The 12,109-nt window shown below is 41.9% G+C and carries 11 protein-coding genes; all 11 read right to left on the reverse strand.

Translation table 11 applies throughout. The annotated features are described in order from the left end of the window. Positions 1–128 precede the first annotated feature (128 nt). On the reverse strand, positions 129–1,439 hold the full coding sequence (gene ftsA, locus G476_RS0110015) for a cell division protein FtsA (protein ID WP_026689990.1): 1,311 nt from the start codon (positions 1,437–1,439) through the stop codon (positions 129–131). A 207-nt stretch (positions 1,440–1,646) separates the two neighbouring features. Beyond that, positions 1,647–2,012 carry a small basic family protein gene (locus G476_RS0110020; RefSeq protein ID WP_026689991.1) on the reverse strand — a complete coding sequence of 122 codons (366 nt, stop codon included), beginning with the start codon at positions 2,010–2,012 and terminating at the stop codon, positions 1,647–1,649. A gap of 1 nt (position 2,013) precedes the next feature. After that, positions 2,014–2,712, reverse strand: coding sequence for a DUF881 domain-containing protein (locus tag G476_RS0110025; protein ID WP_026689992.1), 699 nt, complete (start codon positions 2,710–2,712; stop codon positions 2,014–2,016). Continuing rightward, a complete protein-coding gene (locus G476_RS0110030) occupies positions 2,709–3,422 on the reverse strand; it encodes a DUF881 domain-containing protein (protein ID WP_026689993.1) in 714 nt (237 codons plus the stop codon). Before G476_RS0110030 ends, G476_RS0110025 begins: the two co-directional genes overlap by 4 nt. Beyond that, on the reverse strand, positions 3,400–4,191 hold the full coding sequence (locus tag G476_RS0110035; protein WP_026689994.1) for a cell division protein FtsQ/DivIB: 792 nt from the start codon (positions 4,189–4,191) through the stop codon (positions 3,400–3,402). Before G476_RS0110035 ends, G476_RS0110030 begins: the two co-directional genes overlap by 23 nt. A gap of 142 nt (positions 4,192–4,333) precedes the next feature. Continuing rightward, on the reverse strand, positions 4,334–5,236 hold the full coding sequence (gene murB / locus G476_RS0110040) for a UDP-N-acetylmuramate dehydrogenase (RefSeq protein WP_026689995.1): 903 nt from the start codon (positions 5,234–5,236) through the stop codon (positions 4,334–4,336). 498 nt (positions 5,237–5,734) lie between these two features. Further along, positions 5,735–6,835, reverse strand: a complete 1,101-nt coding sequence (spoVE, locus tag G476_RS0110045; RefSeq protein ID WP_026689996.1) for a stage V sporulation protein E — start codon at positions 6,833–6,835, stop codon at positions 5,735–5,737. A 65-nt stretch (positions 6,836–6,900) separates the two neighbouring features. Further along, the gene (gene murD / locus G476_RS0110050) at positions 6,901–8,253 is read right to left on the reverse strand and encodes a UDP-N-acetylmuramoyl-L-alanine--D-glutamate ligase (protein ID WP_026689997.1); all 1,353 of its coding nucleotides are present in this window, start codon (positions 8,251–8,253) and stop codon (positions 6,901–6,903) included. Further along, a complete protein-coding gene (mraY, locus tag G476_RS0110055) occupies positions 8,254–9,228 on the reverse strand; it encodes a phospho-N-acetylmuramoyl-pentapeptide-transferase (protein WP_026689998.1) in 975 nt (324 codons plus the stop codon). Between the two features lie 47 nt (positions 9,229–9,275). Next, positions 9,276–10,640 (reverse strand): UDP-N-acetylmuramoyl-tripeptide--D-alanyl-D-alanine ligase, encoded by a 1,365-nt coding sequence (locus G476_RS0110060; RefSeq protein WP_245579651.1) that lies wholly within the window; start codon positions 10,638–10,640, stop codon positions 9,276–9,278. Beyond that, complete coding sequence (locus tag G476_RS0110065) at positions 10,627–12,105, reverse strand: UDP-N-acetylmuramoyl-L-alanyl-D-glutamate--2,6-diaminopimelate ligase (protein WP_026690000.1); 1,479 nt, start codon at positions 12,103–12,105, stop codon at positions 10,627–10,629. The genes G476_RS0110060 and G476_RS0110065 overlap by 14 nt, the downstream gene beginning before the upstream one ends. Positions 12,106–12,109 lie beyond the last annotated feature (4 nt).

A 12,109-nucleotide genomic window follows, 5' to 3' on the forward strand; every position in this document is an offset into this window, starting at 1 on the left:
TACGATCCCCCAATCTATCATGCTATGCATGATCATCACTTTTCATTGTACAGTCCATTCAATACCCGCAACATTCAGGTTGCACAGTTAGCTACCTATTGGTATTGCGGAAGTCTTGTCTTCACCGTTTATTCGAAAAAGACTTTGAACAGTTTAGACATACGTTTTTTTACGCCAGCGTCTTCCTGTTTTTCCGGAACTGGTTGTTTTTGCTTTTGTTTTTGCTGTTTTTTCGATGCGCGTTCTTGACGCTCTTCTACTGGTTCATGATCGACTTGTGCTACGCCAGCGGCAATCTCTTTACCTTGAATCTTAGCACTTCGATGAGCGTATTGAATCAATCCTACACCGTTTGTATATTGAGGCTCTCTCACTCCAATATAATCTGGTATAGCTACGCGGACGTTTTTTTGGAGAATTTCACGGGCTAATTCAAGTACACCCGGCATTTTTACACATCCACCAGTTAGGACGTATCCTCCAGAAACATCTTTAAATCCAAGTTTTTGAACTTCTTTATGAACTAACCCTAACATTTCTGCCATTCGGGGTTCAATAATTTCGGCTAAATCGGCTTGGGAATATTCTTGCAATTCGTCACTGCCAATCTCGGAAACTTCGAAAAGCTCATCTTCTGAAGCATGGTCAATATAAGCACAACCGTACTCACGCTTCACTTTCTCTGCTTCTGAAGTTGATGTACGAAGACATACACTAATGTCATTGGTCACATGGTCGCCTCCATAAGGAAGGACAGTCGTACCTTGAAGCACGTTATTTTTGAAAACAGAGACTGTTATCGATCCCCCACCAATATCCACTAGGGCACAACCAAGGCTACGCTCGTCCTTTAAAAGGGCGAAAGAGCCTGCTGCCAGTGGCTGAAGAGCAATATCCGCGATGTGAAGGCCCGCTTTTTCAACGCATCGTAAAAGGTTATGTAGCATCGTTCTCGATGCCGTGATAATTGTGCCTTCCATTTCTAATCTAACACCAATCATACCACGAGGGTCATTTATTTCATCGAGTCCATCCACAATAAACTGTTTTGGGTGGACATTAACGATCTCTCTTTCAGGTGGGATTGAAACAACTTGTGCAGCGTCGATCACACGGATGATGTCCTCATCGCCGATTTCTCTATCTTCACTTGAGACAGCAACAACACCGTGACAAGGTTGAAGCTGGACGTGATTCCCTGAAACGCCAACAATGATGTTTTCAACCTTTAGCCCTACCATACGCTCTGCTTTTTCAACAGCAGTTCGAATAGAACGAACCGTTTCATCAATATCCACGATGGATCCTTTTCGAATTCCCTCTGATTCAGCTTCTCCTACTCCGATAATATTCAACGTACCATTGGCCATTTCTCCAATAATGACTCGGACAGTAGATGTGCCGATGTCCAACGTCACGTACGTATCATGGTTGTTCATTCTCTGGCACCTCCTTTAAGTTCCTCCATCTATGTAACATCGGTTGTCCAATGCTTCATTTTCTTATTTTATAGAAATGTACATCTCCAAGAGAGTACTCTCTATTTAAGAACAATAACTCATAGATTAGTAAGTACACAATGTATTCCACATCTTTTTTACATTCCCTCTTTTTTTTCCTTATTTATTAGGAAATAATCAGGAAAGTTAAAGGGATGTGGGTGAATCGTTTTTTTTCTTTGACCAGCGTTCAAGAAGCAGCCTTCTAATTTGAGCAAGGTTGTTAAACAATCTCACCCCAAAAGCAAAAACAGCAGCTAAATATAAGTCTACACCAAGATGAACACCTAGAAAAGCCAAACCGGCCGCTAAAATAATATTTGAGAAAAAACCTGTAATAAATACCTTTTCTTCAAAGGTTTTTTCCAAATGAGCACGTATTCCACCAAATAACGTATCAAGCGCTGCTAGAACCGCAATGCTTAAATAGCTCGTATAAGCATCAGGCACACGAATACCAGTAGAGAGTCCGAGAAGGATACCTACCAGAAGTCCAATAAATGGTAGCCACATATTAAGAATCCTCCTTAACCGGAGTCATATAACGGACACGCATGGACTGATCATAAGCAGGTACTGTGAGATCCTTCATTGGAGTAGATGAAAACTCCAAGTTCTCATATTGTAAGTATTCCTTTACTTCCGATGTCATCATATAGTGGTGCAGTTGTTCCGGATCATCTGCAAGGACTCGTACTTGCAACGGAAATGTCGTTATTCTACGACTGTTAATTAATGTAACACCCTGCACTTCTCTAATGGGGGTCGTTGATACTATTCGCTGAGATCCCACGGCAATGTCCTTTGCTCCATAAATATTTAGTTCATTTATTAACATTCTTACGAGATGCGAAGGCACAGATCGAATGGCCCCACCTTGATAATGCTGATCGAAATACGGGACAATCTCAATTAAGATCCCTTCCCCGCTCGCTTCCGTGAGCCCAGCACTTCTTTTCAAGTCATCAATTGCATCTTCAATGACTGTTTCTACGTTACTCGTATCTTGTAACTGCTCTAGCATTTCCTCATTTTTTGTTAATTGTTCCATCAGTTCTTGTTGTCTCTCTTTTTCAACAGTAAGCTCTTGCCTTAATTCCATGACTGATCTTGTATCGCGGACGATTGGTTCTTTCGTAGTCTGGAATTGAATAGCAACCATAAACCCAATAATGGTTGTAACGGCTGTGAAGATCATCATCTTGTCCTTCAAGATGTTACCCCCTCTTCAAAGAAAGGGTCTAAAAGAACCTCATTTTTCTTCTCTACCCGCACTTCTACATTATCGTAAAGGAGCTGATCTACTACACCACCAGTTAAGTTCACTGCCAAGTTCAACTGTTCACTTTCACCAATTGCAGTAATAACAAATGGCGCAAAAGAACGATTACCGTCAATTTCAATCACAGGACCTATACACTGTATATAAGAGTTTTGGTTAATCCGATGACCATTTACAGCGATCGCCTCTGCCCCGGTAACCAGCAGTTCATCAATGACTTTTTGTACGTGCATCTCATGAACGATATAATTGTTTGCATGTTGATCATCCGGAACATAATCTGCATCATCGAGTGTAATTTCGATCCCTTCTCCTGTAACAGCTACAGCCCCTGTGAGCATTCTTAGCTTGTCCATATCTTCCACTAGGTTAAAATAACGTCTTTCGTGATTGGCTACTTCCTCTTCAATCAATTTCATTTCAGACTGAATCAGTCGTAATTCTTCAGTCAAATTACGGTTAACCGATTGCTGCATTAGAATATCGTTTCTTAAATCGTCTTCAACTTTCCATTGTGAACCAGTATCCGCTCTAAGAGAACGGTCGTCACTTGTTAATTGATACGAAAAGGCGATAATAAAACCAGCAAAGAGGAGCACGAAAGACAAAACAACATGTCTACCCTTCACTCTCACCTGCATCTTCCCCCTCAATACTTTCGTCCGTTGTATAGCTTTCAAAATAAGGACTCATTCTCATATGGATAATACCCTTAGCATCTCTATCTAATTGGGAAACGATAGTAGGATAAGGGGCGATTCGTTCAGAAAAATTCCCCATCGTTGAATGCACTTCAAACCCATCATTCATAAATACCTTTAACTGCTGTGGATCGTTCTCTGCAGGAACAAGATGGACTTCTGAAATACGTTGGTGGAGACCTTCTGGCAGCTTTGTCAATTCAACAGCCATCTCTGTTAAAGCATCGTTTTCCAAAAAACCATACATGACCGGTGCGTCATAAGGCCTTTCAGTCCGATCTGTATTAGCCAAAATCCCTCCAGTTTCTAGCATCGGCAAGTAATCTCCACTCTCGTTTACATACGCAACGCGTGAGTACTCTTCAACAGTCACCACTACCGTATTCGGTAAATGACGTGAAAGAGAGGCTTCTTTAATTTCAGGGTGTGCTTCGAGACTGTTTACAATGTTACTAGCATCGTATCGCCACATGCTAACATCATCCAATAAATGTGTTAATCCGATTAGCTCATCATCCATTACGTGTTCATTTCCATATACCTTTACACTCTTCACATAGCTAAAAGAGGATTGAAAATAAATAACAGCAGTCATTAAAAGAAAGAAACCACTCACGTAAACAATGAGCCGCCTGTTCGCCCTTTGCTTCCTTTTCTCCTTCAAAGTCGGAATTCGTCCTTCGATCTCAACGACTTTTTTCTCATCCACCTACGTTTCTCCCCCCTTTCTTTATCAGATAACTGCATGTTTTTGTTACTATGTTCATCACTTCAAACCATTTATGTTAGTCCAAGCATCCTTGACCATTGGCAGCCAAAAAGCATTTTCTACGATTCGATTCGATCCGATCTCATGCTCGTTGCCCTACCACTTCAACTTCAGTAATTAAGTCAACGTTGTTTCGTTTCTTTATAGTTTTCTTCACATGGGCAATCAAAGCCAATACATCTTCACACGAGGCCTCGCTTTTGTTAACAATAAAATTGGCATGCATCTCGGATACTTGAGCACCGCCGATGGTATGTCCTTTTAAGCCAGCTTCCTCAATAAGCTTCCCGGCATGGTTTGGAAGAGGATTACGAAACACGCTGCCGCAACATGGAAAGTTCCATGGTTGAGTATGACGTCTATAATCTTTGTTCCGTTGCAATATAGCCTTCAACTGTTCTTTATCACCAGCAGTAAGCTCAAGTACCGCTTCCACGCATATCCCTGGATCTTTTTGTAAAATGGATGTTCTGTAAGAGTAGTCAAGGTCTTCCCTGTCTAGCCAGCGAAACGTTCCATCAGGATAGAGAACACGAACTTTTTTTACAACAGATGACATGTCACTTCCGTGGGCACCTGCGTTCATAAATACGGCCCCACCAACAGTACCTGGGATCCCACCAGCAAACTCCAATCCACCAAGACCATTTCGACTTGCAATGGTTGCAAGTTTAATCAAAGGATACCCACCACTAACCGTTACTGTTGCTCCTTCTATTTCCATTGGACGAATGGTTTCATTGAGCGTAATAACGACACCTACAAAGCCCTTATCAGAGACAAGTAAGTTCGACCCCTTGCCAATCACAAACCACTCTACTTGCTCCCGTGTAATGATCTGCATAGCTTTTTCCAGCGAAGTGATGTCACGAGGAGAGAATACGACGCTCGCTGGTCCCCCAATTTTCCAGGTTGTGTATTTCTTTAAGGGTTCGTGTGTTTTTACCTCCCCATGCGTTGATAGCTCCTTTACAAGCTGTTCCACTCGAAAACCCCCTCCATTCTTTTAAATTGCCAATTTTCATTGTTTAGAAGATTTCCACTTTGTAAATACTGAATTTGTCTTATTTCCTGTGTGAATTCTACTTATTATTATAGCTTAAAAATGTTTAACTTGATATGTGTTATGAAAAAAGTGGATATATTTTTTACTGACGAATTAGAAGGTTTTCCGACTCTCTCTGACGGCTTTTGCACGCAAAGGGTTGTAAAAAATTCGTAACTGGACGATTAGTACAGGATCACTTTGATAACCCCCTCTTAGTTGGGAACGTTTTAGCTCTAAAGGGTTTTCATAAGGCTATTCCCGTATAGATTGTGGCTTTTTAATATCATTCTGCAAGACCTAACTCTCAATATCATTCTAAGGATGCCAAGACTTAGGCTTTAACGCTCTAAAGAATACTACCAACTAACTCACCCTCTCAAACAAAAGGCGCTTTAAAAGTGAGATCCACTTTTAAAGCGCCTTTTGGCTGTTTATTTACGTTTTTGCGTAGCGACTAACGCTCAAGAGAACACCTACAGAAGAAAGCATTAGTGTAAGAGACGACCCGCCGTAACTTAGTAGTGGTAAGGTAATGCCTGTTACCGGCATCAGTCCTGTTACTACGCCAACATTAATCATGACTTGGATGGCGATCATTCCGATAATTCCAGTTGCAAGAAAAGTACCAAACAAATCAGGAGCATGCAATGCAATTCTTAGGCCTCGCCACAATAAAATGGCGAATAACAAAAGGACGAACGTTCCACCAATAAATCCAAGCTCTTCCGCTAAAATAGCAAAAATAAAATCTGTTTGGGGCTCTGGCAAATAAAAATACTTTTGTCTGCTCTCACCGAGCCCAAGCCCTAGAAATCCTCCAGGACCAATGGCATAGAGTGATTGAATAATTTGAAATCCACTTCCCAATGGGTCTTGCCAAGGATCGAGAAAAGATACGATCCTCTTTAAGCGATACGGTGCTGACAAGATTAAGCCAACAAGTCCACCAAGCCCAAGCATCCCGATAACGGCAAAGTGAGAGATTCTAGCACCGGCAATAAAAAGCATGACTACACATGTTAGCATCATAACCATCCCAGTACCCAAATCCGGCTGAAGCATAATTAATCCAAAAGCCACTACCGCCAGTCCGAGTGTTGGGAAAAGACCCTTCTTCCATGTGGTCACATGTTTTTGATGTTCTGATAAGTATTTTGCTAGAAACACTATCATTGCCATCTTCATAAATTCTGATGGTTGAATAGAGAAAGCACCTACTCCTAGCCAGCTTTGCGCTCCTCCTCGAACTAAACCTACTCCTGGTATTAACACGAGTATGAGAAGAGCAAAACAAATGATCATCAGCACTTTAGCCCAAGAGCGCCAAGCCCAATAATCCACATGCATTAAAAAGATCATTGCCACTAAGCCGAGCCCCGCAAAGAACAACTGCCTTTTCAAAAAGAAGAAAGAGTCGTCAAATTTAAATTCAGCCCATACGGCACTCGCACTGTATACCATAATCATGCCAATGATCAGGAGCCCAATGGTTGCGGCAATCAAAATAAAATCCGGTGTTGTTTTTGTTTTCGGCAATAGAGACACCCCAGCCTTCTTATTCTCTACTACCGATTGTATGACCGGATTGGGACAAACATGACTTAGCTGTCGATCTTTTCAATCGCTGCCATAAAGCGATCTCCTCTTTCTTCAAATGTTTTAAACTGATCCCAACTTGCACATGCAGGAGACAACAATAACACGTCACCTTCGTTTGATAGCTCATAAGCCTTTGGAACTGCTTCATCAAGCGTGTTAACCTCTATAACTTTCGCACCGGTATCCTTCGCCACCCTTGAAATTTTTTCTTTTGTCTCACCATACGTTACGACCCCATGAACGCCCTTAAGCCAAGGAGCAAGCTCATCAAATTCATTGCCGCGGTTTAAGCCACCTGCAATGAGGACTACAGGTTGATCAAAAGCTTTAAGAGCCGTGATCGTTGCAGGTATATTGGTCGCTTTTGAATTATTATATATAGCTCGTCCGTTCAAATTTTTAACAAATTGCAATCGGTGCTTCACCCCTGTGAATGACTTCAGAACCGAAGCGATTTCTTTTTTATCTACACCATAAAAACTCGCAACAAGGGCAGCTGCAAGAGCATTTTCAATATTATGATCTCCTGGGAGACTCATTTCTTCTTTATGAAGGATGGCTTCTCCATTAACGACAAGGTACCCATCCGTTAAAGATGCCCCTTCACTAAAATGTTCCTTTACAGAAAAAGGACACTTAACTCCTTTTGCTTCTTTCACGAGCTCTCGAACGGTTGGATCGTCGTAGTTATAGACGATTACGCTCGTTTCATCTGTATTCTCAAACAGTCTACCTTTGGCTTTAGCATAGGCTGTTGAATCCCCATGATAGTCCAAATGAGCATCAATAATGTTTAATAATACACCTACTTGAGGCTTGAACGTCGTAATGCCCATCAATTGAAAACTGGAAAGTTCCGTGACCATAACATCGTTCTTTGTTGCACCTTGAGCAACTTCACAACTGACCTTGCCAATGTTACCGGCAATGAGTGGCTTGCGGGGTCCACGGGCGAGCATGTCGTAAATGAGCGTCGTTGTCGTTGTTTTCCCATTTGATCCTGTAATACCCACAATCGGAGCCTCACTGATTTGATAGGCAAGCTCCACTTCCGTAATGACGGGGATATTCAACGACATAGCTTTTTCAATCAAGGGATTGTCATAGCGAATACCCGGATTTTTTACAATACACGCTAATCCTTTATGCACGAGTGAAAGCGGATGTTTTCCACACACTACCGTGCACCCTAGACTTTCAAGCCCTCTTGCGGCTTCATTTTCCTCAAGAGGCTTTTGGTCATTTACCGTCACTTTTGCACCTAGGTTAAACAACAATTCCGCTGCTGCCGTTCCACTTTTCGCAAGACCGAGAACTAGAACGTCTTTACCTTTATACTTCGTTACCTCTCTCATTTATAACCACACCTCTAAGTAGATTCCAGCTGTTGCAAATAAAATACCAACCAGCCAAAACGTCACAACAACGCGCCATTCACTCCAGCCGGATAATTCATAATGGTGATGTAGCGGACTCATCTTAAACACTCGCTTACCCCTAAGTTTAAATGATGCCACTTGAATAATAACGCTCAGCGTTTCAATAACAAACACGCCACCAATAATGACTAATAGCAATTCAGTTTTAGTGAGGATGGCGATCGCACCAATGGCGCCACCTAACGCTAGAGATCCTGTGTCACCCATAAATACTTTTGCAGGGTGCGCATTAAATACGAGAAACCCGAGAACAGCCCCTACAATGGCTACACTAAACAAAGAAACGGTATACATGGAAGCAGCATAAGCAACGATCGCAAAGGCACCGAAAGCAACAGCTGATGTTCCAGCCACAAGACCGTCAAGCCCATCAGTTAAGTTCACTGCATTTGAAGCACCGACTAAGATCACAATGATAAGTGGTAAATAAAGCCAACCAATATCAAAGCCAACGTTTGTACCCGGAATGAATATTTCTGTTGATAAACCGGATTGGAGTAAAACGATATAGAAAATGACTGAAATCACAATTTGGCCTAACGCTTTTTGAAGAGAAGTTAATCCGAGATTGCGTTTTTTTACTACTTTAATAAAGTCATCCAAAAATCCTAATAAACCAAATCCAAGAGTGACGAGTAGAACTAAAAAGATTTCTACATTAAGAGAATGAAACTGTGCTCCTATAATCAACGTTGTTACTACGATGGATAGAATAATCATAATTCCGCCCATTGTAGGAGTTCCTGTTTTTTTCTGGTGTGACTTAGGACCTTCATCTCGGATGCTTTGCCCGAACTTCAACCGTCGTAAAAACGGAATGAAAATCGGCGAAAGTACTACCGTAATTAAAAAACTCATAATAAGTGCGAATAATAAACCTTGTTCCAACATTGAAGGAACCCCTTTCTACTTGCGCAATCGTAACTGCATTTCTTGTTTTATTGTAATGGTTCAATATATTGTTCGAATTTCAACCCGCGTGACGCTTTGAAAAGGTAAACGGTACCTTGGTCGTGCAAGGAAGCAAGATAGTTGTTTGCCTCTTCTTTATCCGTAAAGTGATTAAGCTGAGCGTCGAGGTTTCCTTCTTCTTTAAGAGCATCCGCAATCCAAGATGCCTTTTTGCCTATGGTTACCACATGAGTACACGAACCGGGAATATGGGTGGCCACAGAACGATGTAGCTGTTCCTCTTCATCACCAAGTTCCAGCATGTCACCTAATACCAAGACCTTTTTTGTATAGCCTTCCATTTTCTTTAACGTTTCAATCGCCGCAACCATGGAAGTAGGACTTGCATTATAAGCATCATTGATTAATAAGGCCCCTTTGCTTGACTTGAGCCTTTCCATTCGCATTCCTGATAGTTTTAAATTCAAAAGGCCACGACGCACATCTTCATCCGTTAGTCCGAGGTGTGCTCCAAGCGCTAAAGCATAAAGGGCATTTTTCACGTTATGAGCTCCAAGTACGGGGAGTTCGAAATCCCCACTTATTCCCTTCACCGAAAACGTTACCCCACCTGACGTATTAACAAATCGTTCTGCCATAAATAGTGCTTCGCTACTAAATCCACAAGAGATGACACTTGTCTTCCATTCCCGATCAAGTAAAGGCTCATCTGCGTCTAAAATGAGTACACCACTAGCTTTCATCCCATCTACGATTTCACCTTTCGCTTGTGCAATACCTTCTCGAGAACCAAGGTGTTCGATATGCGATTCACCAATATTAGTGATCACTCCATAGTGTGGATTGACCATTTGACTGAGAAAAGAGATCTCACCCTTATGATTCATCCCCATTTCACAAACAAGAATATCTGAATCCAAAGGCATCTTCAAAACCGTCAAAGGAAGCCCAATATGGTTATTGAAGTTCCCTCCCGTTTTATGAACGTTGAATCTTTCCCCCAATACTTGGGCGATCATGTCCTTCGTTGTAGTTTTGCCATTGGATCCCGTCACCCCAATGATAGTAGGGTCTACTTCATTTAAGTAAGCTTTAGCAAGGTCTTGTAACGCTTCAAGGGTATCCGATACAAAGTAGACAGGAAAGTCAGGCGGAAGATCATTGGGTAAGGAAAGACCTTCCTTCCACAGGGTTCCTTTTGCACCGTTCTCAATAGCTTGATTAATAAATTGGTGCCCATCAAAACGGTCCCCAACAATGGGAACGTACAAGGCCCCTTCAAGCAGTGTACGCGTATCGATGCTCACACCGTTAAAGCTCTTTGGGGTCTGACCTTGAGCAGAATTTGAGATTTTTCTTACAATAGCAGGATTAAGATTAAGCATTTCCATTGGTTAACGCCTCCAATGCTTGTTTTGCTACTTGACGATCATCAAAATCATACGTATGTTCACCGATAATTTGATATGTTTCATGCCCTTTACCTGCAATCAATACCACATCTTTGGCAGTTGCCCGTTGAACAGCCTTTTCAATCGCTTCTTTTCGATCCACAATCACATCGTAATGATCCGATTCCATCCCGGCTTTCATATCTTCAAGGATTTGTACAGGGTCCTCCGAGCGAGGGTTATCAGAAGTTAAAAACACAAAGTCGCTTTGTTGATCGGCAACCTTCGCCATTTGCGGTCGCTTCGTACGATCTCGGTCTCCACCACAACCTATGACAGTGTAAACTTTCCCTGTTGCAAATTCATTAATGGTTTCAAGGACATTTTCAAGACTATCTGGAGTATGAGCATAATCAACCAAAACAGTAAAAGGGTCTTCATCACTCGTTACCTTCTCAATTCTACCTGAAACTCCACGTACCTCCTCCAAGCTTTTAATCACTTGTGATAAAGGAATCCCCGAAGGTCGTACAGCAGCAATAGCGGCTAGAGCATTATAAACACTGAATTTCCCTACCATATTTAGACGAATAGGCAAGCTTTCTTCCGGGGTTTTCACAACAAACCTTGATCCACCTTCATCAAACGATAGGTTTTCAGCTGTAATCTCTGCATCCTTTTCAATGGCGTATTGAATAACAGGGGCAGCTGTCATTTTTAATAGTTCTTCAGAGGCTTCATCATCCCCGTTTAAAACAGCTAACGTGGTTTGATCAGGATAGTACCCATTACCCAGCTGGGCAAATAGAAGCCCTTTAGCTCGTAGATACTTTTCCATCGTTTCATGATAGTCCAAGTGGTCTTGAGATAGATTCGTGAACACAGCAACATCATAATGACACCCGTGTACACGTCCCATTTCAAGGGCATGTGAAGACACTTCCATGACTACACTGTTACAGCCGGCCTCTTTCATTTGATTGAATGTTTGTTGCAACGGTAGGGATTCCGGTGTAGTATTTTGCACTGGAAGTTCTTTACCACCAAAACGAGTGTACATCGTCCCAATCATACCCGTTTCTTTCTTTGCATCAGTCAAGATTTTTTCAATAAGGTGAGCCGTTGTCGTTTTACCGTTCGTTCCCGTGACTCCGATAAGGTGCATATTAAGAGTGGGGTAATTGAAAAAACGGTTCGCAATTAAAGCCATCGCCCTTTTAGAGTCTTTCACCAAGATCTGAGGAACCTCAGTGTCCAGCCTCTCTTCCGCAATGATCGCAACTGCCCCTTTGTTTACAGCATCTTTAAAAAATCGATGCCCATCCACTGTAAAGCCTCGAACACAAATAAATAGTCCGTTTTGCGCTACTTCCCTGGAATCCATATGAACAGATTCAATCATTGGATCTTCTTTACCTATGTAATCGTAATAAGGCAGGCATTCGATAAGTGATTTTAATTTCATTGAC

This window comes from Alteribacter aurantiacus DSM 18675, assembly GCF_000429705.1.
Taxonomy (GTDB): Bacteria; Bacillota; Bacilli; order Bacillales; family Salisediminibacteriaceae; genus Alteribacter; species Alteribacter aurantiacus.

Bases quoted from the DNA above. Each gene is read 5' to 3' on its own strand.
- ftsA (WP_026689990.1), bottom strand. From the start codon at position 1,439: ATGAACAACCATGATACGTACGTGACGTTGGACATCGGCACATCTACT.
- G476_RS0110020 (WP_026689991.1), bottom strand. From the start codon at position 2,012: ATGTGGCTACCATTTATTGGACTTCTGGTAGGTATCCTTCTCGGACTC.
- G476_RS0110030 (WP_026689993.1), bottom strand. From the start codon at position 3,422: ATGCAGGTGAGAGTGAAGGGTAGACATGTTGTTTTGTCTTTCGTGCTC.
- murD (WP_026689997.1), bottom strand. From the start codon at position 8,253: ATGAGAGAGGTAACGAAGTATAAAGGTAAAGACGTTCTAGTTCTCGGT.
- mraY (WP_026689998.1), bottom strand. From the start codon at position 9,228: ATGTTGGAACAAGGTTTATTATTCGCACTTATTATGAGTTTTTTAATT.
- G476_RS0110060 (WP_245579651.1), bottom strand. From the start codon at position 10,640: ATGGAAATGCTTAATCTTAATCCTGCTATTGTAAGAAAAATCTCAAAT.
- G476_RS0110065 (WP_026690000.1), bottom strand. From the start codon at position 12,105: ATGAAATTAAAATCACTTATCGAATGCCTGCCTTATTACGATTACATA.